The organism is Oxalobacter paraformigenes, assembly GCF_000158475.2.
Classification (GTDB): domain Bacteria; phylum Pseudomonadota; class Gammaproteobacteria; order Burkholderiales; family Burkholderiaceae_D; genus Oxalobacter; species Oxalobacter paraformigenes.
Genome location: NZ_KI392031.1, coordinates 1207774 through 1232722, shown reverse-complemented (window position 1 = coordinate 1232722; position 24949 = coordinate 1207774). Strand labels below are relative to the sequence as shown.

General features: G+C 53.5%; 21 protein-coding genes. 11 read left to right on the top strand and 10 right to left on the bottom strand.

Annotation, left to right across the window (positions count from 1 at the left end; genetic code table 11):
* The first annotated feature begins 314 nt into the window (after positions 1-314).
* Both OFAG_RS09870 and OFAG_RS09865 read left to right on the top strand, forming a co-directional pair.
* Positions 315-1976: a hydantoinase/oxoprolinase family protein gene (locus tag OFAG_RS09870; protein ID WP_005876306.1), complete on the top strand. Its 1662-nt coding sequence runs from the start codon at positions 315-317 to the stop codon at positions 1974-1976.
* Between the two features lie 11 nt (positions 1977-1987).
* Positions 1988-3298 (top strand): histone deacetylase, encoded by a 1311-nt coding sequence (locus OFAG_RS09865; protein WP_005876307.1) that lies wholly within the window; start codon positions 1988-1990, stop codon positions 3296-3298.
* A 221-nt stretch (positions 3299-3519) separates the two neighbouring features.
* Here OFAG_RS09865 and OFAG_RS09860 read toward each other — a convergent pair whose 3' ends face one another.
* Positions 3520-4464 carry an MBL fold metallo-hydrolase gene (locus OFAG_RS09860; protein ID WP_005876310.1) on the bottom strand — a complete coding sequence of 315 codons (945 nt, stop codon included), beginning with the start codon at positions 4462-4464 and terminating at the stop codon, positions 3520-3522.
* A gap of 160 nt (positions 4465-4624) precedes the next feature.
* On the opposite strand from OFAG_RS09860, the gene OFAG_RS14475 reads away from it, so the two are divergent.
* Positions 4625-4753 carry a hypothetical protein gene (locus OFAG_RS14475; RefSeq protein WP_261798451.1) on the top strand — a complete coding sequence of 43 codons (129 nt, stop codon included), beginning with the start codon at positions 4625-4627 and terminating at the stop codon, positions 4751-4753.
* Positions 4754-4945: 192 nt separating this feature from the next.
* Here the strand turns inward: OFAG_RS14475 and frc are convergent, their stop codons facing one another.
* The 5 genes from frc to OFAG_RS09835 all read right to left on the bottom strand — a co-directional run bounded on the left by frc (position 4946) and on the right by OFAG_RS09835 (position 10655).
* Complete coding sequence (frc, locus tag OFAG_RS09855; protein WP_005876312.1) at positions 4946-6214, bottom strand: formyl-CoA transferase; 1269 nt, start codon at positions 6212-6214, stop codon at positions 4946-4948.
* A 224-nt stretch (positions 6215-6438) separates the two neighbouring features.
* Positions 6439-7734 carry a sigma-54 interaction domain-containing protein gene (locus OFAG_RS09850; RefSeq protein ID WP_020995225.1) on the bottom strand — a complete coding sequence of 432 codons (1296 nt, stop codon included), beginning with the start codon at positions 7732-7734 and terminating at the stop codon, positions 6439-6441.
* 152 nt (positions 7735-7886) lie between these two features.
* Positions 7887-8597, bottom strand: coding sequence for an alpha/beta hydrolase (locus tag OFAG_RS09845; protein ID WP_005876316.1), 711 nt, complete (start codon positions 8595-8597; stop codon positions 7887-7889).
* Positions 8598-8804: 207 nt separating this feature from the next.
* The gene (locus OFAG_RS09840; protein WP_005876317.1) at positions 8805-9377 is read right to left on the bottom strand and encodes a hypothetical protein; all 573 of its coding nucleotides are present in this window, start codon (positions 9375-9377) and stop codon (positions 8805-8807) included.
* A gap of 366 nt (positions 9378-9743) precedes the next feature.
* Positions 9744-10655: a LysR family transcriptional regulator gene (locus OFAG_RS09835; protein WP_005876319.1), complete on the bottom strand. Its 912-nt coding sequence runs from the start codon at positions 10653-10655 to the stop codon at positions 9744-9746.
* A gap of 103 nt (positions 10656-10758) precedes the next feature.
* Here OFAG_RS09835 and metE point away from each other — a divergent pair, with 103 nt between their 5' ends.
* The gene (metE, locus tag OFAG_RS09830; protein WP_020995223.1) at positions 10759-13056 is read left to right on the top strand and encodes a 5-methyltetrahydropteroyltriglutamate--homocysteine S-methyltransferase; all 2298 of its coding nucleotides are present in this window, start codon (positions 10759-10761) and stop codon (positions 13054-13056) included.
* 907 nt (positions 13057-13963) lie between these two features.
* On the opposite strand, the gene sdaAA is transcribed toward metE, so the two are convergent.
* The gene (gene sdaAA, locus OFAG_RS09825; protein ID WP_005876323.1) at positions 13964-14857 is read right to left on the bottom strand and encodes an L-serine ammonia-lyase, iron-sulfur-dependent, subunit alpha; all 894 of its coding nucleotides are present in this window, start codon (positions 14855-14857) and stop codon (positions 13964-13966) included.
* 9 nt (positions 14858-14866) lie between these two features.
* Complete coding sequence (gene sdaAB / locus OFAG_RS09820; RefSeq protein ID WP_005876325.1) at positions 14867-15535, bottom strand: L-serine ammonia-lyase, iron-sulfur-dependent subunit beta; 669 nt, start codon at positions 15533-15535, stop codon at positions 14867-14869.
* 280 nt (positions 15536-15815) lie between these two features.
* Here sdaAB and OFAG_RS09810 point away from each other — a divergent pair, with 280 nt between their 5' ends.
* From OFAG_RS09810 to OFAG_RS14545, 5 genes are all read left to right on the top strand, one after another.
* On the top strand, positions 15816-17930 hold the full coding sequence (locus OFAG_RS09810) for a heavy metal translocating P-type ATPase (protein ID WP_231371693.1): 2115 nt from the start codon (positions 15816-15818) through the stop codon (positions 17928-17930).
* 77 nt (positions 17931-18007) lie between these two features.
* Positions 18008-19288, top strand: a complete 1281-nt coding sequence (locus OFAG_RS09805) for an amidohydrolase family protein (RefSeq protein WP_040720180.1) — start codon at positions 18008-18010, stop codon at positions 19286-19288.
* 91 nt (positions 19289-19379) lie between these two features.
* Entirely contained in the window at positions 19380-20828 is a 1449-nt protein-coding gene (locus OFAG_RS09800; protein ID WP_222707654.1) for an NCS2 family permease, read from the top strand.
* Between the two features lie 132 nt (positions 20829-20960).
* On the top strand, positions 20961-21620 hold the full coding sequence (locus OFAG_RS09795) for an MOSC domain-containing protein (RefSeq protein WP_231371692.1): 660 nt from the start codon (positions 20961-20963) through the stop codon (positions 21618-21620).
* 756 nt (positions 21621-22376) lie between these two features.
* Positions 22377-22571, top strand: a complete 195-nt coding sequence (locus tag OFAG_RS14545) for a hypothetical protein (protein WP_020995219.1) — start codon at positions 22377-22379, stop codon at positions 22569-22571.
* A gap of 130 nt (positions 22572-22701) precedes the next feature.
* On the opposite strand, the gene OFAG_RS09775 is transcribed toward OFAG_RS14545, so the two are convergent.
* Positions 22702-23172, bottom strand: a complete 471-nt coding sequence (locus OFAG_RS09775; protein WP_005876340.1) for an RrF2 family transcriptional regulator — start codon at positions 23170-23172, stop codon at positions 22702-22704.
* Between the two features lie 107 nt (positions 23173-23279).
* Here OFAG_RS09775 and OFAG_RS09770 point away from each other — a divergent pair, with 107 nt between their 5' ends.
* Positions 23280-23855 carry an HPP family protein gene (locus OFAG_RS09770; RefSeq protein ID WP_020995218.1) on the top strand — a complete coding sequence of 192 codons (576 nt, stop codon included), beginning with the start codon at positions 23280-23282 and terminating at the stop codon, positions 23853-23855.
* A 364-nt stretch (positions 23856-24219) separates the two neighbouring features.
* A complete protein-coding gene (locus OFAG_RS14205; RefSeq protein WP_147617636.1) occupies positions 24220-24381 on the top strand; it encodes an FAD:protein FMN transferase in 162 nt (53 codons plus the stop codon).
* Positions 24382-24440: 59 nt separating this feature from the next.
* Here OFAG_RS14205 and OFAG_RS14375 read toward each other — a convergent pair whose 3' ends face one another.
* Positions 24441-24887 (bottom strand): hypothetical protein, encoded by a 447-nt coding sequence (locus OFAG_RS14375; protein ID WP_222707655.1) that lies wholly within the window; start codon positions 24885-24887, stop codon positions 24441-24443.
* Between the last annotated feature and the right edge of the window lie 62 nt (positions 24888-24949).

Here is a 24949-nt window from a genome sequence, read left to right as displayed (position 1 = left end):
GAAAATGCCGTTTTTTTATCGTTTTTTGCTTGAGTTAAGCTGTTGTTCAGACAGGATAAGCTGTCTGCTAACGGTACGGGCCCGAAATTCATTGTCCTCTTTCCTGAAATCCTGATGAGATCAAGCGTGTTCGGGATGGCAGATGATACAATGGGGAAGTAATGCCCTTGGGCGCACTGGACAGATGCCTGTCGGCGTGCGTTTTTTACAGGATTTTTTCTCGATGTAGCAACCCGATTTTTTCAATTCAAAAACGATATGGCACTCTTCTCATCTTTGAAATCCTCCATAAAACCGGTTACAGGGAGAAGCTCATGATCCTTGGAATCGACGTGGGAGGTACGCATACCGATTCGGTTCTGATGAATAACCGAAAGATTATCCGCAAATCGAAAGTACTGACGGATAAGGAAAACATTCTCAAATCCGTTCTGATGGCAACCGAAGCGGTCGCCAAACCGGAAGACATCAAAAATCTCCAGCGTATTGTGTTGTCCACGACGCTGACCACGAACGCTGTCGTCCAGAACCAGCTCGATCCGGTCGGCCTGGTCGTCATGAATGGCCCGGGCGTGTCGCCGAAGGATTTGCCGCTCTACGACAAGGCAAACTACATTGCCGGTTATATGAGCCATCGCGGTATCGAGGCTGAAGCGCCGGATCGTTCGGAACTGGCGGAACTCAAGGAAAAGTTCAAAAAGGACAAGATCAACCGTTTTGCGATTGTCGGCAAATTCTCGACCCGAAATCCGGTTCATGAACAGGAAGTGGATGCTTGGCTGGACGATATCGCCGAACATGCTTCCCAGAGCCATCAGCTTTCCGGGTCCCTGAATTTTCCCCGCCGCATCGCGACGACCTATCTGAATGAGGCGGTCTGGGGACTTCAGCGCAAGCTCGCCGACCAGCTGAAAACGTATATGGACAAGCTGGGCGTCAAGGTGCCCCTGTACATCCTGAAAGCGGATGGCGGCACTATTGAAGTGGAAGCCTCGCGCGAAACGCCGGTTCAGACCATCCTGTCCGGTCCGGCGGCGACGATCATGGGTGTTTTGCCGTATGTTTCGCCTGAGAAAGATTCCATTTCGGTCGATATCGGGGGAACGACGACGGATATCGCCCTGTTTGCCGACGGTGTTCCGCTGCTGGAACCGCAAGGCATTACCATTGAAGATCACAAGACATCGGTTCGCGGTCTGTTGACGCATTCCATCGGAGTGGGCGGCGACAGCCACGTGCGTGTCGAGGATGGCGTGCTCCATCTGGGGCCGGAACGTCTGGGAGCCGCCATGGCTTTCGGTGGCCCGGTTCCCACACCCACAGATGCCCTGATCGTTCTGGGCATTGCCGATATCGGTGACAGGGACAAGGCGATGGAGGCCATGAAACAGCTGGCGGCCGAACTGAAGAAGACACCGGAAGAGGTGGCGAATCAGGTTGTCGATCTGGCCTGCACGTTAATTGCCGACAAGATCAGAACCATGCTGGCCGAAATCAACAGCAAGCCGGTTTACACGATTCATGAACTTCTGGAAGGCCGGCAGATCGAACCGAAAGAAATTCTGGTGGTCGGCGGCCCGGCGCCTTATATGGCCAAACGGCTTGGGGAAATGATGGATTGTCCGGTTCAGGTGCCAAATGATTCTGACGTGATCAATGCCAGCGGCGCCGCTACCGCCAGAACGACGGTCGAGCTCAATATCGTCGCCGATACTGAAGCGCAGGTTTTGAGTATTGCCGAAGAAGGCGTCCAGCAGGAAATTTCCAAACGGTTTACACTGGATGATGTTATTGCGCTGGGTACCGAAAAACTGATCAGGAAGGCCAGAGAAGCTGGCGCCAGAGATGAGGATATCGTGGTCGAAGTGGCCGACAGCCAGGTATTCAATGTGGTCAGAGGCTATTCCACGATGGGCAAAAACATGCGTGTCAGACTTCAGGTCAAACCGGGTCTGATCAAAGATGAATCGAATTGAAAGAGGCTTTCGTGAAAAAGAAAACAGGACTGGTTTTTTTCCCGGCGTTTGATTACGCGATCACGCCGACCCATCCGGAACGTGAAGAACGTCTTCTTTACACGCAGGATCAGGTTGTCGAGGAAGGTCTGCTGGACTTCGACAATATCAGGGAATACAAGCCCGATCTGGCGACTCCTGCCGATATCAACCGGGTGCATTTCTGCGTTCCGAACATCGACGAGATCGTTCATACTTCCCATCTGATTTCCGTTGGCGGCACCCTGACCGCTGCCGACAAGGTGATGACGGGTGAGGTGGACAACGCGTTTGCGCTGGTTCGTCCTTGCGGACACCATTCGATGCGTGTCGTGCATGGCAGTCGCGGTTTCTGTACGCTGAACATGGAAGCGATCATGATCGAGTACATCCGCCACAAATACGGCGTCAAGCGTATTGCCGTGGTCGATACCGATTGCCATCACGGCGACGGTTCGCAGGATATTTTCTGGCATGACCCGAACACTTTGTTCATTTCCATGCATCAGGACGGCCGTACCCTTTATCCGGGTTCCGGTTTTCCCGATGAAGCGGGTGGACCGAATGCGTATGGCACGATCGTCAATTTGCCGATGCCGCCGGAAACGTGCGAGGAAGGTTTCCTTTACACGCTCGACAATATCGTCATGCCGATTCTGGACGATTTCAAGCCCGAACTGATCATCAATTCGGCCGGACAGGACAATCACTATTCCGATCCGATCACGAACATGAAGTTCACGGCTCAGGGCTATGCGATTCTGAATGACCGGCTGAAACCCGATCTGGCCGTTCTGGAAGGTGGCTATTCCATTGAAAGCGCGCTGCCTTACATCAATACAGGCATCATTCTGGCGATGGCGGGTCTGGATTACAGCCACATCAAGGAACCGGATTACGATCCGCGCAATCAGGTCCAGTCTCCGCATATCACCAATTATCTGAAACAGCTGAAAGATTACTCGCTGGAAAACTGGAAAAACCGGGAAGCCCTGAAACGCAAGGCTTATCCGAACCAGCCTTTCCACCGTCGCAACCGCAGCATTTTCTACGATACCGATTACATTCGCGAAACGCAGACCGAGACAGTCAGAACCTGTCCGGATTGCGGGGGTACCGTTGTGATCGATTCGCAGGCGGATACCGGAAGGCACAGCCATATCAAGGCAGTGGCTATTCCGCGTTATGCCTGCGACGCTTGCCGGAAATGGGGTGAACAGCAATTTGAGCAGGGCAAGAAAGAAGGGTATGCGCAGGTCTTTTTGCAGGATAAGGACAAGGATCTGTATCTGGTGGACGAGTGATGAGGTATGCGGGACACGGTTGTCCAGCAAAAAAGCCAGCGTTACGCTGGCTTTTTTGCATGGAAGGGATTCTGTATCCGATATAAATCGGCTGCGACAAGGATTCAGCTTTTTTATACAGGGGTCATTGTCTGAAATCGTTCCGGAAAGTAAGAGAGTGTAAAACGTTCAGCTTGCCCTTTTCACAGAATTTTCCATAAGCGCTCAATTAACTGTTTTCGTCAGGCGCATCCGCATCCACAGGCGTGTTCCCTGCACATGGAGAAATCGCCTTCCTGTTTTTCCGGCAGCTTGCCCAGTTCGATAACGGTGCCGGTGCAGCCGAAAGTGACGATGTCGCCCAGATAATCTTTCATCTGTTGCATGGCCTTGTCTCCCGTGCAGTGACAGGGAATGAGAAAGTCCATGTTCCAGCTTTTCATCGCCTCGAGTGTTTTACTCATGCGTTCTTCGGAAGCGCGGATCAGGTGCATGCCGCCGACGATACCGGAAACTTTTTCGATTCCGCTGATCTTGCGGATGTAATTCACGGTATTGACGACACCGGAATGACAGCAACCCAGCAGAATGACCAGGCCCTTGTCGGTTTCGAACCACATCGACATGTCGTCGGAAACGGGATCAGGTTTGCGGCCTTCAAAATCGAGGAAGAGCGCATCGCCCACATCTTCGAACGTCGTCAGGCGGGGAACCGGGCCGGTTGCCGCAACGCCCGGAAGGAAATAATGCGGCGCGGTCAACGTATGTTTCTGTTCCGGGGGAAGCGTTTCGAAGACTTTTTTCGCACTGGGAGGCGGAGACCAGTTCAGCGCCTGTTCTCCTGGACGGCAGCAAAAACGGTCCGCTTCGATATTCTCGCCGCAGTACATGGGAGCATGGGGATTAATGGCGTAAAAATCGGCCAGATTGTCGGTATGGTCGTCGTGGCCGTGACTCATGACGAGTACTTCCGCATCGGCCAGATCAATGCCGAGACGTTCGGCATTTTTTAAAATGACATCTTTCTGGCCGGTATCGAAAAGGATACGGCGGTCGCGGATTTTGATCCAGGCGGCAAAACCATGAACGCATTCGAGGCCTTCTCCTGCCTTGTTGTCAACGAGGAGGGTAATGCTGGAAGCGTTTTGACCGCACTCACACTGATGATCTGTTGTTGCATGGGACATAGTAGTGTTCCGTCAAGAAAATAATAAGATGATGACACATCATATTATCCATTAATTGTCCTTATCTTCAACGATTAATTTTTTTATTTAAAAATCTTTTTAAAACAATAGTTTATTTAAAAAATAAACGGTAAGCTGTACCAGAAGGACACATCAATTCATGCCATTTTTAAAAAAAATGGCAGAATTTGGCAGTTTTTTGGCAGTATGTGGGTTCTTTGAAGCGATTCCTTGTCCCTGGATTGAAAGGACAAAAAAGCAAGGAGTAAAGGCAAAAAACGGCCAGTGAAGGATAAGAAGAGGGACAGGAATGCCGGGTGCGGGATGAGAAGCCGGCGGTTTTATATGGGAATCGGCTGACAGGAAACGGAGAAACTGATGCTGTGCAGCAGGGAAAGACAGCTTCCGGCAGCGGAAAAAACGGCGCCCAAAAGGACGCCGTTTAGGTCAGACTCGCAAATCGGTGAAACTAACCAGTAAATCAGATGGTTTTGGTATCACGGAATTTGGCGATATCTGCATCGGAGTAACCCAGTTCTTTCAGAACTTCTTCGGTATGTTCACCGAGCAACGGAGCACGGGTGATTTCCGGTTCGGAGTCGGAAAGTTTCATCGGGGTACCGATGGTCAGGTAGTTGCCGCGAATTTCGTCTTTAACTTCAACGATAGTCTTGACTTTACGCAGGGACGGATCGTGAGCCAGTTCTTTCATGGACATGACAGGACCGCAAGGAATGCCGTATTGGGCAGCCCATTCGGTCACTTCGAATTTGTCCTTGTCCTGGAACTTGGTTTCGATGAAGGCAAAGATGTCCATCAGCTTGTCAACACGTGCATCGAATGTGTTGTAGTTGGGATCGTCTTTCCATTCAGGTTTGTCGATCATGTCGCAAATCTGTGGCCACATCTGTTCAGCCAGCGTGAAGTAAACGTAGGAGTCCTGATCGGTTTCCCAGCCTTTACATTTCAGCATCCAGCCCGGTTGGCCGCCGCCGCCTGCATTACCGCCGCGTGGTACGGAAGTAATGGTGTCGAAAGACTGATCGGTGAAGCCAGGCTGGGCTTGCGGGTATTCAGCCAGGATACCGGTTCTTTCCAGACGCTGCTGGTCACGCAGTTTGATACGAACCAGGTTCAAAACGGCGTCCTGCATTGCAACGGCCACTTTCTGGCCTCTGCCGGTTTTGTGACGTTGCTGCAACGCAGCCAGAATACCGATACACAGGTGCATACCGGAGTTGGAGTCACCCAGAGCGGCGCCGGAAACGGTCGGAGGACCATCCCAGAAACCGGTGGTGGCAGCTGCACCGCCGGAGCACTGTGCAACGTTTTCGTAAACTCTCAGATGTTCGTTGGCATGGCCTTCTGCATAGCCCTTAACGGAAGCCAGAATGATTTTCGGGTTCAGTTCCTGAATACGAGCCCAGGAGAAGCCCATGCGATCCAGTGCCCCCGGCGAGAAGTTTTCGACCATAACGTCGGATGCCTTGATCATTCTTTCCAGAATTTCCTTGCCTTCAGCGGTCTTGGTGTTCAGGGTAATGGAACGCTTGTTGCCGTTGAACATCGTGAAGTACAGGGAGTCAACACCAGGTGCGTCTCTCAGCCATGCACGGGTAACGTCGCCCTTGCCTGGCAGTTCGATCTTGGTGACGTCTGCGCCCAAAAAGCCCAGCATCTGGGTACAGGCCGGACCCGCTTGGACGTGGGTAAAGTCCAGTACCTTAATTCCTTCTAATGCTTTTGTCATGATTTCTCATTTCCTTGTCGTTGGTACAACTTTTGGTTTTTATTCTCTGTGGCCATTTCCCCGAAAGGAGCTGCCCAGAAAGAAAAACTTCGCCCACCGAGGGGCTGAAGGTACTAACTTGGGATTGCTAACACTTCGCATAACATCTCAAAATGAAGCAAGCTTTATGTATAGCCCTTATATTTTACTCGATAAGCCATTTAAATCAAGAGCGTTTGACACGATTAATGAGTCCGGTCGCTTTTTGGCTCCTGTCTTTCCTGTAGTCCGGAAAGCCGGCGGTAGAGAGTCCGTTCGCTGACGCCGAGCATTTTTGCCAGTGTTTTCCGGTTTCCGCGGAATGTCGGCAGCAATTGTTTCAGACGCGCCTCAAAAGAGAGGGGCAGTGTTGTTTCCGGATCGTCGTTTGCCGGGATCGACAGATGTTCTGACCGGATTTCATGGCCTTCGCATAAAAGGCAGGCGCGTTCAAGAAAATTGCGCAGTTCGCGGACATTGCCGGGATAAGGGTAAGTTTGCAGGAGATACATGGCTTCGTCCGAAACAGACAGGTTTCTGTCCGGCGCGATTTTCTCGACGAGCGTCGAGACAAGGAGCGGAATGTCTTCAAGCCTGTCTCGCAAGGCCGGAACGTGAACCGGAAACGTGTTCAGCCGGTAATAGAGATCGGTCCGGAAAAGGCCGGTTTGGGTTCTTTTGTGCAAGTCGTGACTGCTGGCTGAAATGATGCGGATATCAGCCCGGCGGGGATCGGTGGAACCGGGTCGGCGGTAGGCGCCTGTTTCGAGAAGACGCAACAGTTTCGGTTGGATCGATACGGGCAGATCGCTGACTTCATCCAGAAAAAGAGTGCCGCCATCGGCTGCATCGACCAGTCCCTTTTTCCCGGAGGCCGTTCTTGAAAGCGATCCTTTTTCCTGTCCGAACAATTCGCTTTCGAAGTGGTTTTCCGAAATACCGGAACAATCGACGACGATGAACGGTCTGGCGGCCCGTTTGCTTCCCCGGTGTATGGCCTGGGCGACGAGTTCCTTGCCGGTGCCGGATTCTCCGCAAAGGAGAACGTTTATGTCGGAGGAGGCGGCTTTTTCAACCAGATTCATCAGGTGTCTGAAAGAGGCCGATTGTCCTTTCAGGCTGTTTCTTTCGGTCAGGCCTTTCGCCATTTTGACAGGCTCGATTTTTTCCACGAAACAGGTGATTTCTCCGGCCGGATTCTTTATGGGCGTCAATTCGATGCTGACGTATTCTTCCCCGTTCGGGGTGTGGTGCATGTGCAGTACCCGTTCCGGTTTTCCTGAACGGCGGCTTTTCGCCAGCGGGCAGGTTTCTCCGGAACAGTCGCAGGGCATGTCGTAATTGTGCGAGACTTCGTAACAGGTACGCCCGATGGCCGAAACTTGCGGATTGCAGTATTTGCGGAAGGCCTGGTTGACCGCGATGATGCGGTATTCTGTATCGAAGAGGATATGCGGTTCCGGTTGCGCCTGAAGAAAGGAGCTGAGTTCGGTAAATGACATGTCGATCTGTGTGGGTGGCAGTGCGGATATACTGCCACGAACTGCCAAAACTGCCAAGCTGGCGCAATGGACAGAGCGAACGGTACGGGAAGATGCGGAGGTTTGCGCCTGTGTCCATTCAGAAAGAGGACGCAGGCGCAAAAAGGGAAAAATTACCGGGGCTTATCCGGACTGCGCTGCAGGTAGAACTGCATGGCTTTTTCGACAACGTGCGGATGAATGACGTGGCGTCCGTGGAATTCGAGAAATTCGACATTGTAGCCGGCCTTTTTCAGCTCGTTATAGTGGTGCAGGCCGCTTGTATCCATGGGAAGCTGTTCGTCTTCCGGACTGTGGGCGATGAAAACCAGCGGGCGGCCTCGCGGGACATACAGGTTCATGAAACCGCCGGAAAGCGCGATGACATGGGAAACGGTTTCACCGTTTGACAGGCCGATGGAAAGGGAATAACTGGCTCCGTCGGAAAAACCGCAAAAACCGAAATGGTTCCTGTCGAGGTCGAAATGAGCGTTTACCTTGCTTAGGGCATTGTCCAGTTTTTCCAGATCGGGACCGTTTCCGCCAATGGTCAGATCCCAGGTTGCATAGGTCGATTGCGGGATCATCAGCAAAAATTTGTTTTTCTCGGCATGCTCCCTGAAAAAGGGCAGCACGCGTTCAGCGCTTCCGCCTGCGCCATGAAACATGACAAGCAGTTTCACGGGTTTGCCGGTATCCAGTCCTTCGGGAACGATCAGCAGCGTGTCGCGTTCATCGGGCAACCCCAGCAAGACGTTCAGGGAATGGGTTCCCGGGGGAAGCGGGGGCTGGTCAGGAACGCGAAACCGGAACGACAGGTGCCCCAGTATGGAAGGCGGCATCATTGAAAAGTCGAAATCGTTCAGATTGGAAGGAAAATTGCTTTTCATGGCATCAGTTCGGTGAAAAGTTTCAGAAAGCCGTTTCGGGAGTGAAACGGCACGTGTGCCCGCAGGCCTCACAACTTTACCATTTTTACCAGCTGAATGTGAAAACGACTCCGAACGAATCAATTGGGCGGAGTCATTTGTGATGAAACGCCGTTTTTATTGTCAGGAGTGCTGTTTGATGGTGTTGGCAATCAGGGTGACGATACGGTCGTAGCGGTTCAGCGCTGAAAGGTCCGGTTTGGTTTCGTTTTTTCGCCAGCGGTTGATGGTCATGGTAACGACTCCGATCAGGTCGGCGATTTCCGCATCGGTCGATGTTCCAAGCCGCATTTCCCATTCCCCGATGATTTCGGACATGGGTCGTTCGAATTTTTCTTTTAACTGGCGCGACGTTTCGCCGTTTTCCGCCAGCAACTGACGGGCGGTTTTCATGACGTCGGCTGGAACGGAGGCCGTCCGGCCGTAGGTGTAAGACGACAGGCGGGGAAGACCGATTCCGAGCATGATGGCATAGTCCTGATGACGCAGACCGAGTTTTTTGCGGATATCGACCAGTTCCTGCTGATCTTTGGAAAGCTCGATGGTTTCTCTGGCGGTTTTTCGTTTGTTTTTGGTATTTCTAGCGGTTTTCGCTATTTTCCGGACTGAAACGACTTCAGGTTCCACAGGTTTTACCATCGTAATGGATGGGAGGGCGTCCAGAGCAGATTTTCCCTTTGTTTTCTCTTTAGACATTGTATCCGTATTCAGAGGAAAGAGTGACTTGGAATGTCCTTTTGAAATTCAAAAAGACGTTTAGGGCGATCCCCATATGCAGGAAATCGGTTTTTCGGAGAGAACGAAATGCGAACTGCTGTATATCTTCATGAACTGGTGACTGATGTTTCCTTATATAAAGTATTGTTGTTTACGGAAAGTAACATTATCAGTCACTGTGGGAGAGGTCAATAATTATAAATATATGTTTATGTTATATAAGTGCATGGTTCTGATTATATGGAAAAGAGCGAATGATACTGCGGGTGGCTGCTTTCTGTCTGCCATTTTCGTGTTGCCGGTTTCCGGAAAAACAGGGCGATGAATTGACCAGGGGAAAAAGATTCAGTTCAGGAGCCGGACGCCCGGAAGTTCGCAAAGACTTTTTTCACGGATCAATCTGATGAAATCGTTGATGTAAGCCTTCGAGGCCATTTCGGTGCAGAGGGCGGCGTGCAGTTTGCCTTTCAGTCCCGTTTGCGTGACCGGTCTGGAAGAAACGTATTTTCTGTCCAGGTAACTTTGAACGGCCCAAAGGGGCAGGACAGCGATACCGCGTCCGCTGGCGACCAGTTGCAAGATGGCAATGGTCAGTTCGGATGTGCGCCGCTCAGGCGATATTTTTGCCGGAATCAGAACCTGTTGCATGATGTCGAGCATGTCGTCGGCCACAGGATAGGTAATCAGGGTCTGATCGGCGAAATGTTCCGGGCGCAAAAAAGCTTCCCGGGTTAAAGGATGGGTGTTGGCCAGAAGCGCCACTATGTCGAAATGAAAAAGTGGACGAAACACGATGCCGGATTCCGGTTCCGGCGTGCCGAGAATGGCCAGATCGGCGCGCTGCTGGTGAAGGAGGGCGACCGGATCGGCATGGAAACCCGACAGGATGTCGAGTTCGACTTCCGGCCAGAGTGAACGGAAGACATCCATGGTTGGCATCAGCCAGTCGAAACAGGTATGGCATTCGACGACAATCCGCAGAGAACCGGCAGTTCCGTCTTTCAGGCGGGAGAGGTCGCGTTCGGTTTCTTCAATGGCCGGGAAAATCATGTCGGCCAGTTCCAGAAGGCGCAATCCCACAGCAGTGAAAGCCAGAGGAACCGTTTTCCGCTCGAATAACCGGCCATAGTCGGCTTCCAGCAGGCGGATTTGCTGCGAGAGGGCGGATTGCGTCAGGTGAAGCATGTCTGCCGCTCTCGTCAGGTTTCCCGTTTTGCGCAGGGCGGCCAGTGTCCGCAGATGTTTCAGTTCGATCATTAGAAAAACTTATGATGTATTGAAAAAACTTTCATTTGAATTATGTTACACGGCTGATTATGATTTTTCAAACGTGAAACGTGTTTTGAAAGGAAGAAAATTGATGGTTTGCAGTCATATTCTGGGATTTCCGCGCATGGGGGCACAGCGCGAATGGAAAACGGCTCTTGAAACATACTGGAAAAGCGGTTCCGGAGCTGCTTGTGCGGAACCGGATGCTGAAAGTCTGGTCAGGATGGGAAAACAGTTGAGGGCATCTCACTGGGCGCTTCAGAAAAAGGCCGGGCTGGATTGGGTGACGGTCGGTGATTTCGCCTGTTACGATCATGTCCTGAATCACATCCAGCTTCTGGGATGCGAGCCGGCCCGTTTCGGCTTTACGGAAGATATGTCCGAACTCGATCGTTATTTTGCGATGGCGCGTGGTTCGCTGAGAGAAGAAGGCGGACAGGCGCTGTCGATGACGAAGTGGTTCGATACCAATTACCATTATCTGGTCCCGGAATTTTTGCCGGATACGGTTTTTTCCCTGCATAGCGAGCGGCTCTTCGATGAAGTGAAGGAAGCGCAGGCACTGGGTTATCCGGTCAAGGCGGTTTTGCTGGGCCCGGTCAGTTTTCTCTATCTGGGCCGTGAAAAAACCGATGGTTTCGACCGTCTTTCCCTCTTGCCGAAATTGTTGCCCGTTTACCGGGAGATTCTGGAACGCCTTCATCGGGAAGGCGTTCGATGGGTACAGATCGATGAACCGGTGCTCGGACTGGATATCGGTGAAAAATGGCTGGCCGTATACGAAAAAACGTATGCCGAACTGGCAAAAGAACCCGTCAGGCTGTTGCTGACCACGTATTTTTCGTCGTTGTCGGGACATATCGGCATGATTTGCCGTTTGCCGGTTGACGGTTTGCATGTCGATGCCGTGCGCGGCGCAGCCGATCTGCAAGAGATCGCTGCCCGATGGCCTTCAGAAAAAGTGCTTTCTGTCGGTGTGATCGATGGCCGTAATATCTGGAAGGCCGATCTGGACAAGGCATTGGCATTGTTGAAAGCGCCGGAACTGGCCAGGCGCGGGAATCTCTGGATTGCGCCAAGCTGTTCGCTGCTGCATGTGCCGTTTTCGCTGGAAGCGGAAACGGCAATGGATTTCCGGCTGAAACAGTGTCTGGCTTTTGCTGTCGAAAAACTGGATGAAGTCCATGCCCTGAAAGAAGCGCTTGAAAAGGGGGACGCCGCTATTGGAAAAGCGCTGGACAGTTCACGGAAAACCGTCGCTTTCCGCAAAGGCGACTGGGTGCACAATGCACAGCTTGCAAAACGGGTCGGCAAGCTGGCGGAAGACGCCGACCGTCGAAAATCGGTGTTCAGTATCCGGCAGGCCTTGCAGCGCAAACGTTTCAGATTGCCGGCTTTTCCGACCACGACGATCGGTTCGTTTCCGCAGACGCCGGAAATCCGTTCCGTTCGTGCCTCATTCAAACGGGGAATTCTGGATGAGGCCGGATACCGGGAGGCCATGCAGAAAGAAATCGCTTTCTGTATCGCGCAGCAGGAAAAACTGGGTCTGGATGTGTTCGTGCATGGCGAACCGGAACGCAACGATATGGTCGAGTATTTCGCGGAATTTCTTGACGGCATGGCTATGACGGCTAACGGCTGGGTCCAGTCTTACGGTTCGCGATGCGTGAAACCGCCGGTGATTTACGGTGACGTTTCCCGGCCGAAGCCGATGACGGTCGAGTGGATCCGGTACGCACAGAGCCTGACAGACAAACCGGTCAAGGCGATGCTGACCGGTCCGGTCACGATTTTGCAATGGTCGTTTGTGCGGGATGATGAAAAACGTTCGGTCGTCGCCGACCAGATCGCTCTGGCCATCCGCGATGAAGTGGCCGATCTGGAAAGAGCGGGGGTCGGCATTGTCCAGATCGACGAACCGGGTTTGCGGGAGGGTTTGCCGCTGCGCCGCCGGAACTGGCGGGAATATCTGGACTGGGCCTGTCGCGCTTTCCGGATCGCTTCCTGCGGTGTGGAGGACGAGACGCAAGTTCATACGCATATGTGTTATGCGGAATTCAACGATATCATGCCGGACATTGCCGCGCTGGATGCCGATGTGATCACGCTGGAAGCCAGCCGGGGCGATATGACGCTTTTGCAGGGATTCTCGGATTTCCGCTATCCCAATGAAGTCGGGCCGGGGGTTTACGATATTCATTCGCCGCGCGTTCCATCGGTAAAGGAAATCGTCGGATTGCTGAAACAGGCTTCTGCCGTTATTCCGGCCGACCGCCTGTGGGTCAATCCGGATTGCGGCCTGAAAACCCGCCAGTGGAAGGAAGCCTTTGCCGCACTGGAAAACATGGTGAAAAGCGCCAGACTGATGCGTGAGACGGTTTATTGACCGATCAAGGGCACCCGATTGGCAACCGCAGGGATTCCGGTCCCTGCGGTTTTTCTGTATCGGACAGGTAGCGGGAAAGCGGATTTTTTACGTTTACAGGCTTTTTCACGGTCGGGGTGACGACAGGTCGGGAGCCTGTTTTTAGAGCCTGGAAATGGAAGAAAAGACCGCTCTCGAAGTTCGGCCGGTGTGAAGCATCAGGCTTTTCTCTTTTGAAGAAACGGCATAACCGGGCGCTTTGCAGCAGACAGGTCCTGTCGAGATGGATTTTGAGCGGAACGGTGGCGAGTGAAACGTTATCAGTAGTTCACGACCCGGCAGAAACAGGCAGATCGGGGAGAATAACGTGCCGGTTGCGGCAAGCAGTCGGATAGATTGGCAAGGCAGTCCGGACAGCACGGGTGCGCGGAGAAGAATCGGGAGCGGAAAAATATGACGCAAGACCGGAGTTTGCTGCAAGCGATCCAGCCAGCTGAAAATGCCGGTCTGTTACAGTCCTGCGTTTTAAACGGTACGGCGGGGATATGCTGACGTTGCATTCAGAGTGGCGTTGATCGGCAGAACAGGGAACGCTGTCCGGAGAGGAAGACGTTACAGCACGCTGTCTTTGGAAGAGCGGGAACGCCCCGGAGGCGGCAGACCGCTTCCGGAAGCGAGGCCAGCAGGTTAACGCTCCGGGACCGGTATGAGCGATAGTTCTGGTTCGTGTTATCCGGCCTGTGTGACCGTGTAAGTGATACGGTACGCCTGATGTCCGGCGGGGGACAGGCCGACAGGCGGGAACAGCCTTGCATAAAGAAAAAGCCAGGCTTCTTCTTCCGGGACAGGCGGGGTCAGGGGCAAACCGCACTGGATACGCCAGTTATATTGAAGAAGGCCGGTTGTTTTCCGAATTCAGGAAGCCCCGTCAGTGTTCCGAATGGAACTGGTTTTTCCGGATCAGTTCCCGGACGATGACGCGGGCGGCCGGCGTGCTTGCCAGACCGCCGCGTGCCGTTTCCTTCAGGTCGGAAGACATGGAATCGCCCACAGCCCGCATGGCGTCGATGACTTCGTCCGCCGGGATTTTGTGTTCGACCCCGGCAAGGGCCATGTTGGCGCAGGCCAGCGCATTGACGGCGCCGATGACGTTTCGCTGGACGCAGGGAATTTCCACCAGTCCGGCAATGGGATCGCAAACAAGGCCCATCAGATTGGAAAGCGCCATGGCGCAGGCATAGGAACACATCAGGCCGGTTCCCCCACCCAGATGGGTGAGAGCGGTCGCCGCCATGGCGGACGCGGTGCCCACTTCGGCCTGACAACCGCCTTCGGCGCCGGAAATGGAAGAGCGTGTCGCGATGATCTGGCCGAACCCGGCTGCGACATAAAGCGCCTGAATGATGGATTCGTCGGAAATGCCGCGTTCATTGACCAGCGGCACCAGTACGGCGGGAATGACGCCACAGGAACCGGCTGTCGGCATGGCAACGATACGTTTCATGCAGGCGTTGCATTCGCTGACTTTCAGGGCTTCCGTAACGACTTCGTTGAAAAACGCGCCTCCAAAGAGGAGGCCTTCCTCGCTTGCCAGCCGGACTTTTTCGCCGTCGCCGCCCACGAGCCCGCTGTTCGACCGGTCTTTGGGATTGTAACTTTCGACCGAGGCTTTCATGGCTTCCCAGAAATACCGCATTCTTGTCAGGGATTCTTCCCGTGTCACATTTTGCGAATGGCTATCGTCTTCTAAAATGGTTTCCCAAAGAGGCCGGTTTTCGGAGGCGGCGCGTTCGAGTAACTGTTTGACGGATTGAAATGGCATAAGCGCCCCTTATTTTTTTTCTTGATTGAGGTAGGTCACCTTGAGGATGCCTTCCATTTGCGAAAGTTTTTCGACCAGTCCGGGCAGTATGGGATCGTCGCATTCAATGACCATGACGGCCTGTCCGCCTTTGGAACGGCGGTAGAGCTGCATGGTGGCAATATTGATTCCGTGTTTGGCCAGAGCGGCCGTTACCAGCGCGACGTGGCCGGGCCGGTCGTAGTGCGTGTGAACGATCAGCGTGTTTTCATCGCCTGAGAAATTGGTCGTGATCCCGTCGATCCGGGATACCAGAATACGCCCGCCACCCAGAGACGAAGCGATGATTTCCAGCTTTTTCCCATGCTCGCCTTCCAGTGAAAGCAGGGTGGAATTCGGATGGGCGTTGGGGATGTGGGTCGTGTCGATGTCGAACGAGAGTCCTTCTTTCCGGGCGATCGTGAAACTGTCGGGGATGCGTTCATCGTCAGGGCGGATGCCCAGCAGTCCGGCAACGATAGCCCTGTCGGTTCCGTGGCCGGCGCCGGTCATGGCGAAAGAGCCGTGCAGTTTGATGTCGGCTTTTTCCGGTTTTTCACCCAGCAGTTTGCGGGCGACCAGTCCTATTTTGACGGCTCCCGCCGTGTGGGAGCTGGAAGGGCCGATCATGACCGGGCCGATGATGTCGAACAGTTTCATGCAGTGCTCCGTTACGGGTGGAATTCAACCGGGATACATACAGAAGGATACAACGCTTTTCCGATTTTTGCTTGCCGCTTTTGGACAATACGGAACATTTTTCCGGAGCGGTTTGTCCAGCCGCTTTTTCAGCCTTTTTCTTGATGGAGTCGTGGGCGGAATCGGCCAAACGGGTTCAGTTTCCTAATTGCATAAAAAAGCGGTTCGGGTTTTATCAGGCCACCCAGTGGCCTGATAAAACGCATAAACAGAAAAACGGTTTCGGAGAACGAGCATGGACATGGAAAAGCACACAGATAAAAACCCGCAAGGGAGGGGAAAGGACAGTAACGTCGCTTCCGCCAGCGATAAAGAGCCAATGCAGGGTATGGAAATGCACAGCCATGACATGAGCGGGCCGGGGATGCAGGACGGGATGGCTCATGCGGATCAGATGGGACATATGGGCAATCTGAAGGTGAAATTCTGGGTATGTCTGATCGTTTCCATCCCCATCCTGTTACTGTCTCCAATGATGGGAATGCATTTGCCGTTCCAGTTTTCGTTTGCCGGCTCGGACTGGGTGGTGCTGGCGCTGGCGACCTTCCTGTTTTTTTATGGCGGAAAGCCTTTCTTCGATGGCGCCCTTCGTGAATTGAAAAACCGGAAACCGGCCATGATGACGCTGATTTCGATGGGGATTTCCGTCTCGTATTTTTACAGCCTCTTCGCTTTTGTCTGGAATCGGCTGGACCGTACTTATAGTGTCCGGATGAATTTTTTCTGGGAACTGGCGACCCTGATTGTCATTATGCTTCTCGGTCACTGGATCGAAATGCGGGCTGTCGGCGATGCGGGAGATGCGTTGAAAAAAATGGCGGAGCTGTTGCCCTCAACGGCCCATCTGGTCAATGAAAACGGAAATACCGTCGATGTAGCGGTCAGTACCCTCAAAATTGGCGATGTGGTGACGGTCAGGGCCGGTGAAAAAATCCCGGCGGACGGCACAGTGGCGTCAGGCGATTCGACCGTGAATGAATCGATGGTGACCGGGGAGGCGAAAGCGGTCGTTGTCAGCAACGGCGACAAGGTGATCGGCGGTTCCATCAACGGCAACGGCACGATTTCCGTCAGGGTGACCGGGACAGGCGAGTCGGGTTATCTGGCGCAGGTGATGAAACTGGTGGGGGACGCCCGGAAAGAGAAATCGGAAGCGGAAAATCTGTCGGACAAGGTGGCGCGGGCCCTTTTTTATATCGCCCTGGGTGCAGGCATTGCCGCTTTTGTCGTCTGGTTCCTGATAACGCGGGATATCGATATGGCGCTGGAGCGGCTGGTGACGGTATTGATTATTGCCTGTCCGCATGCGCTGGGACTGGCGATACCGCTGGTGGTAGCCCGTTCGACGTCGCTGGCGGCCAGTCACGGTCTTCTGATCCGGAATCGCCATGCTGTTGAGGAAGCGAAAGCAATCCGGGTCGCCGCCATGGACAAGACGGGAACACTGACAGAAGGCAATTTTGCCGTAAGAACCGTCAAGTCGCTGGATAGCGACTGGAGCGACGACAGGGTGCTGGAGACGATGGCGGCGCTGGAACGGGAATCCAGCCATCCTCTGGCGGCGGGTATTCTCGAGAGCGCACGGAGCAGAAACCTGACTGTACCGCTTGCCTCGAACGTGAAAACCATGGGAGGAACCGGACTGTCAGGGGTCGTGGACGGCAGGAAAGTCGAAATCGTAACGGCCGCCTATCTGGACAGCAAAAGACTTCCATACAGCGAAAACGAATTCAGCGAATTGTCGAGACAGGGCAATTCCATCAGCTATCTGCTTGCGGACGAAAAGGTGGTCGGGCTGGTGGCGGAAGGGGATGAAATCAAGCCGGAAGCGAGAAAAACGGTGGAAGCGCTGAGAAGCAGAGGGATTGAACCGGTCATGCTGACCGGCGACAATGAAGGCTTTGCGAAAGCAGTGGCCGAACAGGTCGGCATTACCGAATTCCATGCGGGTCTGCTCCCGCAGGACAAGGAAAAAGTGATCGAATCATACCGGCGGGAAAACAGGCCGGTCATGATGGTGGGCGACGGGGTGAACGACGCGCCGGCGCTGGCAAAAGCCAATATCGGGGTCGCTATCGGGGCCGGCACGGATGTGGCGATTGATTCGGCGGATGTGATTCTGGTCAAAAGCAATCCTTACGATATCGTTCATTTTCTCAATCTCGCGAAAAACACGTCGGAAAAAATAGTCCAGAATCTCTGGTGGGGCGCAGGCTACAATATTGTGGCTATTCCTCTGGCGGCCGGAATTCTCGCGCCGGTCGGCATTGTCCTGAGTCCGGCTGTCGGCGCCATTTTCATGTCGGCCAGTACGGTTATCGTGGCGATCAATGCGATGAGACTCAAAATGGAATAAGGTCTTTTTCTTTCCGGGCAGCCGGTCTGGCACGGGCCGTTTATAATGGTTCGCCGAAACCGACTGAATCGAAAGGGATGGCTGGAATGAAAACGTTTGCCGTAAAGGGGAATCTGCTTTACACGCCTTCCCCGTCCCGGATGGTATGCCTCCCCCGGCATTTTCTTGTTTGCGAAAACGGCCGGGTTGCCGGAACGTTTCCCGCTCTTCCGGAAAAATATGCCGGTATTGATGTTGTCGATTGCGGAAACGGCCTGATCGTTCCCGGACTGGCCGATCTCCATTTGCACGCTCCACAATACGCCTTTCGCGGACTCGGCATGGATCGGGAATTGCTGGACTGGCTGCGGGAATACACTTTTCCCGAAGAAGCGCGTTATGCCGATCTGGCGTATGCCGAAAAAGCGTATCGCCTGTTTGCAGACGATCTGAAGAAATCCGCGACGACACGGGCCTGTATTTTCGCGACGATTCATACTGACGCGACGCTCCTTCTGATGAGAATGCTGGAAGAAACAGGGCTGGTGGCGGCTGTTGGCAAGGTCAACATGGATGTGAACAGTCCGGACTATTATTGCGAAAGCACGGCGGTCTCGCTTTCCGGAACGGAAAGATGGATTATGCAAAGCCGGGCAGAATTCCGGAACGTTTTTCCCATTCTGACGCCCCGGTTTGCGCCCGCGTGCAGTGCAAAACTGATGGCGGCGCTGGGCGATTTGCAGCAGAAACATGCGCTTCCCCTGCAATCGCATCTGTCCGAAAGTCCGGCTGAAGTCGCCTGGGTGAAGTCGCTTTTTCCGGATTGCCGCTTTTACGGAGACGTTTACGACCGGTTCGGCCTGTTCGGCAGTAACGGGCCGACTGTCATGGCGCATTGCGTTTATTCATCGGCCGATGAAGTGGAACTGATCGGGAAGCGGGGCGTTTTCATCGCGCATTGTCCCCAGTCGAACGTCAATCTGTCGTCGGGGATCGCGCCGGCCAAAGCGTATCTGGAAAGCGGGCTTCGCATGGGACTGGGAAGCGATATCGCCGGCGGGTTTTCCCTTTCGGGGTTCAGGGGAATCAGTGACGCCATTCAGGTTTCCAAGTTGCGTTTCCGTCTGCAGGACGATAGCCAAAGGCCGCTTTCCCTGACGGAAGCGTTTTATCTGGCGACGAAGGGAGGCGGCGCGTTTTTCGGCAAGGTCGGCAGTTTTGAGGCGGGCTATGAATTCGACGCGCTTGTGCTTGACGACAGGTCATTGCCTGCAACAGGGGAACTGGCTCCGGAAGACCGGCTTTCCCGGCTGGTTTATCTGGGGGATGACCGCTGTATCCGCCGGAAGTATGTTTCAGGAAAGAAAATTCTGGGATAATCCGGTCAGTGTTTTTTCCGGATGGGTGACTTTAGCATTTCAGGAGGGCATGTTGGCGGCGAATTTTCCGAATGGCGGGAAACAGGGTTTTTTGAACCGTTACTTTCAGCTGGATGAAAACGGCACGAATGTGCGTACGGAGGTGTTTGCCGGATTCACGACTTTCTTTGCCATGGCGTATATTCTGGTCGTCAATCCCCAGATTCTCTCGGCGCCTTTTGTGATCAGGGAACAGACGGAATATGCCGCGCAGATTGCCAACGGCGTGTTTTTCGCGACCTGTCTGATCGCTTTTTTCGGGTCGTTTCTGATGGCGGTTTATGCCAGATTGCCGTTTGCGCAGGCTCCCGGCATGGGCCTGAACGCTTTTTTCGCGTATACCGTCGTACTGGGAATGGGATATTCCTATCAGGAAGCGCTGGCCATGGTTTTTATTTCCGGCGTTCTGTTCATTGTCATTACGGCAATCGGTTTCAGGGAGGCGTGTATCAGGGCGATACCCGCGCCGGTCAAAACGGCGATCACGGCGGGCATCGGGCTGTTTCTGGCATTGATCGGCCTTGAAAACGCGTCGATTGTGGTGTCAAACGGCGCCACCTTCGTCGGCATGATCGATTTTTCGCTGTGGAACCATACGGGAGATGCAGCGGGTATGGTGATGGCAGGCGGTTTGAAATATCCGGTCGAAGATTATCACCGGATGATCGCTTCGGCTCTCGTTGCCCTGATCGGACTGGTGGTTACCGCTGCCTTGTTTGCGCGCCGGATCAGGGGGTCGATTTTTATCGGCATTCTGGTTTCCACACTGGTCGGCATTCCTTTCGGTTTGACGACTTTTCACGATTTTTCGTTCAATCCGGGGCAGCAGATGCGGGATTTCTGGGAAGTTTCCTTTTTCCAGATGGATTTTTCCGGACTTTTCAAAAATGTATCCAGTCCGGTTGAAGTTATCCTGACTCTGGCCATGATCGTCATTTCCTTTTCTCTGGTGGATATGTTCGATACGGTCGGCACTCTTCTCGGAACGGCAAGACAGGCGAACATGCTGGATGAAAACGGCGAACCGCTGCGCATGAAAGAAGCCATGATGTGCGATGCCGTCGCCACGACCGTCGGGGCCTGTGTCGGGTCGTCCACGGCGACGGTTTTTGTGGAATCGAGTACAGGAATCGCCGAAGGGGGCAGGACGGGCCTGACGGCTCTGGTGACCTCATTGCTGTTTCTGGCGGCGCTGGTTACCGCTCCGTTCATTACCGTGATTCCGACAGCCGCTACGGCGCCGGCCCTGATTTTTGTCGGGGTGCTGATGATGGGGGCGATCAGGGAGGTGGATTTTTCCGATGTCACGGCAGCCATTCCGGCTTGTATCACGGCCATTTTCATGCCGTTTACCTATTCGATTGCCAACGGCATCGCTTTCGGGCTGATAACGTATGTGCTGATCCAGCTTTTGATGGGCAGGATGAAGCGGATTCGTTTTCTGACGGTTGTGCTTTGCCTGTTGTTCGTCTTGCGTTTCGCTTTCATGGTGAGAGGATAAAAGATTTTTTCAGGGGTTTCGCTTCACCGGTCATTGGCAGTGTCCGGTTGCGGACAAAAAATAAAAGGCGTTATTTGGGGATTCCGGGTGGGAATGATGAGGGTTTTTACCGGCAGAACGCAGGAAACCGAAATGGGTTTTCCCAGTGCCATATTCAAGTCGGAAGTGTTCGGGGAATTGTGGCTGGGTGCAACGGGTCTGGAAGGAGATGAGCAGGCTTCGCCGAAAATTCATGGCGGTACCGAACGGGCCTTGCTGCACTATCCTTCCATTCATTACGTCTGGTGGGCAAACCGTTATCCGGAAAAGCGCGACCTTTTCCGGCCGGCGCTGTTTGGAGAAAATCTGTCGGACAGTCGCTGGCACGAGAAAAATGTCTGTATCGGGGATATTTTCAGGTGGGGCGATGCGATAATCCAGATCAGCCAGCCGCGCTCTCCCTGTTACAAATTGAGCCGGCGCACCGGATGCGACGGTCTTGCGCTGCTCATGCAGCAGCATGCCCGGTGCGGCTGGCTTTACCGGGTTCTCCAGCCGGGAACGGTCGGGGCCGCGCTGCCGTTCCGGTTTGCCGAACGGGTCAGCCGGGCAAGCGTTCATGAAGTCATGTCTCTTATGTTCGGGGATGAGAACCGGGCTCCTTCGAAAAAAAGGGAGGATTGGCTGCGCCTGTCGGAAACGGAAGGGTTGTCCGAGAGATGGCGGAAAACCCTGTTGAACCGTCTGGAATCCGGAAAAATCGAATCCTGGGAAGCGCGTCTGGCAGGGCCAGCAAGCAGACGACAGAATTGACGCTTTTTGATGAAACATATTATTTTCCGCACGCTTCCGGTTCCGGGAGAAACGGATAGCCTGATGGAGAATCCCTTTGGGAGAACAGGTTTTTTGTGGAAAAAGCCGGCAAAAAGGCTGGAAGTGAATGCCATTCCCTTTCGATGCCGGGAGAGTGGAAATATTTTCAGTGGATTGCGGGATTAGCTGAATGACCCGTCAGGGCTTCATGTGGCCGATAAAGGGAAAAACAGGCGGCCATATCGGAATGGAATAGCGGTATGGCCCAACGGGGCGAAACAATGAAATCCGGGGCAGACAGGTAAGCGGTAATCATGTCCTGTTCCCGAGAGGAACGGCCTGTGGCAGGGTACTGCCAGACTGCGTTTTTGCAGAGAAAAGCAAAAACAGGAAACTTTTTCCGGAAAACGGGGAATACCTGTATGGCCGCTTTCTTTCATTTTGCCTGTTTGAAAGGCAGGGAAGCCAGGTTCGTGATTCGTAATGGATTTGTCCGTTTTTTCACAGGCTTTTCCACAAAAACCGGGGAAAAGTTCCCGGAACGGTAAAAAAGCCGGACAGGTTTGGGGAATGTCCCGGAAGGTAAGGCGTTGCCGCCAGAACGCTTCTTTATTTTTCTGATTTTCAAAGGAAAATTTTTCGCTACACGGATACGACGCCCGCGGAAAGACCCCTTTGCAAAGGGGTTTTTTCGTTTCCTGAACCTTGGTAAGGTTGAGTCAGCGGTTTTTTGGCGATAAATGAACGGAGGCGAAAATGAGTACCGGTCATTCCAGTGATGTCACTCTTGTCCAGATAGACGAATTTCAGTTCAGGACCCATTGCAGCGGAAATCATGCCGACTGGATGCTTGATGAGCCCGAATCGGCGGAAGTGGCGCTTGAAAAAGGCTGGTGCGACGCTGTGGCGTTCGGCAGGGATTATATATATCGCCAATCCCGATCTGGTTGAACGTATCCGGGATAACGCTGCCCTGAACGAGCCGGACCGCAGCACTTTTTACGGGGGCGGGGAAAAAGGATATAACGACTATCCTGCAATGACGGCGGGGAAAGGATAATATATCGGTCCCGAAAAGGAGCTAAAAGCGCAGGTCGCCCTTGCGACTTGGACACCGGATGACGACGGTTTTTTCGTTTTCCGCTTCCCGGCGGTACTGGTCCAGGATGGATTCCAGCGAAACCTTGCCAAGTTCCTGCCGGATTTTGCCGGAGATGGTTTTCCAGACAGAGCGGGTTTCGCAGACGCGCTGGCGGGGGCAATCGTTGGATTTGTTACCGAAACAGACAACGAACCGGACGCCTTCGTCGAACAGGTCGATCATGTCGCCCAGGCTGATTTCGGAAAGCGGCTTGCAAAGCCGGATGCCGCCCCGGGCGCCGATGATCGCTTCCGTTATCCGGTTTTGTTTGAGAATGGCATGCACGTTTTCAACGACTTTCTGGCTGATGTTGGTCTGTTCGGACAGGGCGGCGATCGACACGGGGGAGTTTGCCAGATGAAGCTCGAAAATGATGCGGATGGCGTATCGGGTATGGGTTGAAAGTTTCATCGCGTATTTGTCGGAGGTCGATCGGCGAAAAAGGGAAACGGGCCCGGCGGATGCCAGCGGCCGGTATGACGATTTTACACGTTTGAATTGTCCGGAATGGATGGAAAGTGAAGGGAAGGTTTTGTAAAGTGAAGCTGAAAGCGTATTTTGAAAAGATGAAAGGCGGTCCCAGAACGCTGGCAAGGAAACCGCTGTCGGAAATTTTCTGGGCATGGACAGGTGGCTTTGCCGGAATTTACGCAGTCTGGTGGCTGAACCGTTACATGGGGATTCAGGGAGATGCGAATCTCTTTCTGATCGGGTCTTTCGGGGCGTCTGCCGTTCTGATCTATGGCGTGCCGATGGGGGAACTGTCGCAGCCAAGAAATCTGGTCGGCGGTCACGTCATTTCCGCACTGGTGGGGGTGATTGCGTATACTCTTTTTCCCGATCATCCTGCTCTGGCGTCCGCGCTGGCGGTATCGACGGCGATCGCCGCGATGATGATAACGAATACAACCCATCCTCCGGGAGGCGCGACGGCGCTGATTGCCGTGATCGGCGGGGCTTCTGTACACGAACTGGGACTGATGTATGCATTTTCCCCGGTTCTGATCGGCGTGCTGATTATGTTGCTGGTAGCGGTGATCGTGAACAATTTTTCCTCCAACAAGAACCGGCATTATCCGAAATACTGGATATGACAGGTTGAATGCGATACCGGAATATGACGGGTATTGCCAGAAAAGTCAGAGTGTCTTTCATGGCGTTTTCGCTCGCGGTTTTCGGGATGAGTCCGCTTGCGCAGGGATGAGCCGCTCACCCTGACAAGATGGACAGGAATCAGGCCCGGGAAAAAACCGGAAATTGCCGAAAGAAGACAAGAAACGGAACGGCAGGGAAAAAACAGTGCTTGAAAAGAACGGGAGTGGACTTCCGGTTCCAGGTGTTCTTTTGCGAGGAACGAGCTGTTGTACAAAGTCCGGACCCGATTTTTTTCATGCCCCTGTCCGCATTAAGATTCCGGCGTCCTGTGGCGATGCCGTTCTCGACGCCCTTTTTGCCGGTATGGAAAGGGACGATCGCCTCTACCATTCTTGCAGCGAAAACTCTTATATCGACCGGATCAATAAAAATACGGGCCATTTCGTCGAAGTTGACGACGCAATGGCGATGATTCTGAAAAAAGCGTGTTCGTTTCCGCCTTTTTCCACGGCGCTTGCGACATAACCGTCACGCCGCTGCTTCGGCTCCGGGGATTTTGCACGGATACGGTTGAAAGGGTTTCTTCAAAACAGGAAATAGCTGACGTTAAGGGTTTTGTCGATTAAAATGGCATCGAAATAAACGAAAATAAGCTCAGAATCGGTAAAGGAGAGGAAGTCGTTACCGGTTCGTTCATCAAGGCGTATGCCGTTGGCAGGGGCGTTGCCAGAATGAAAGCGTCCGGCATGGATGGCGGAATCGCCAATGCCGGAGACGGCACCATTTTCGCTCTTGCTCCCGACTCCGATTCGGCATGGGAGGCAGGCGTTGCCGATCCGTTCGATGAAAAGGCGGTTGACGGTCGTTCCCTTCGCAAGCGGTGTTTTTCCGTTTGGAGCCAGGCCGAAGGGTTCGTTAGCGTTTGGGGCAGGCGTTATGGCCCTGTTCCCGATCCCCGACAGGCTATCCTGCTTCCAGCCGTCTGACGGGTATCGCCAGCGAAAAGTGCAGGGTGGGCGATATCGTTTCAACCGGTCGGTTCTGTGAAGCGCCGGGAAGTTTCCGGAACAGGCTGGCACCTATTTCGGAAAAA

Excerpts from the sequence above, each read along its gene's own strand:
- OFAG_RS09870 (WP_005876306.1), top strand. The coding sequence starts at position 315 with ATGATCCTTGGAATCGACGTGGGAGGTACGCATACCGATTCGGTTCTG.
- OFAG_RS09860 (WP_005876310.1), bottom strand. The coding sequence starts at position 4,464 with ATGTCCCATGCAACAACAGATCATCAGTGTGAGTGCGGTCAAAACGCT.
- OFAG_RS14475 (WP_261798451.1), top strand. The coding sequence starts at position 4,625 with ATGCCATTTTTAAAAAAAATGGCAGAATTTGGCAGTTTTTTGGCAGTA.
- frc (WP_005876312.1), bottom strand. The coding sequence starts at position 6,214 with ATGACAAAAGCATTAGAAGGAATTAAGGTACTGGACTTTACCCACGTC.
- OFAG_RS09850 (WP_020995225.1), bottom strand. The coding sequence starts at position 7,734 with ATGTCATTTACCGAACTCAGCTCCTTTCTTCAGGCGCAACCGGAACCG.
- OFAG_RS09845 (WP_005876316.1), bottom strand. The coding sequence starts at position 8,597 with ATGATGCCGCCTTCCATACTGGGGCACCTGTCGTTCCGGTTTCGCGTT.
- OFAG_RS09840 (WP_005876317.1), bottom strand. The coding sequence starts at position 9,377 with ATGTCTAAAGAGAAAACAAAGGGAAAATCTGCTCTGGACGCCCTCCCA.
- OFAG_RS09835 (WP_005876319.1), bottom strand. The coding sequence starts at position 10,655 with ATGATCGAACTGAAACATCTGCGGACACTGGCCGCCCTGCGCAAAACG.
- metE (WP_020995223.1), top strand. The coding sequence starts at position 10,759 with ATGGTTTGCAGTCATATTCTGGGATTTCCGCGCATGGGGGCACAGCGC.
- sdaAA (WP_005876323.1), bottom strand. The coding sequence starts at position 14,857 with ATGCCATTTCAATCCGTCAAACAGTTACTCGAACGCGCCGCCTCCGAA.
- sdaAB (WP_005876325.1), bottom strand. The coding sequence starts at position 15,535 with ATGAAACTGTTCGACATCATCGGCCCGGTCATGATCGGCCCTTCCAGC.
- OFAG_RS09810 (WP_231371693.1), top strand. The coding sequence starts at position 15,816 with ATGGAAAAGCACACAGATAAAAACCCGCAAGGGAGGGGAAAGGACAGT.
- OFAG_RS09805 (WP_040720180.1), top strand. The coding sequence starts at position 18,008 with ATGGCTGGAATGAAAACGTTTGCCGTAAAGGGGAATCTGCTTTACACG.
- OFAG_RS09795 (WP_231371692.1), top strand. The coding sequence starts at position 20,961 with ATGGGTTTTCCCAGTGCCATATTCAAGTCGGAAGTGTTCGGGGAATTG.
- OFAG_RS14545 (WP_020995219.1), top strand. The coding sequence starts at position 22,377 with ATGAGTACCGGTCATTCCAGTGATGTCACTCTTGTCCAGATAGACGAA.
- OFAG_RS09775 (WP_005876340.1), bottom strand. The coding sequence starts at position 23,172 with ATGAAACTTTCAACCCATACCCGATACGCCATCCGCATCATTTTCGAG.
- OFAG_RS14205 (WP_147617636.1), top strand. The coding sequence starts at position 24,220 with ATGGAAAGGGACGATCGCCTCTACCATTCTTGCAGCGAAAACTCTTAT.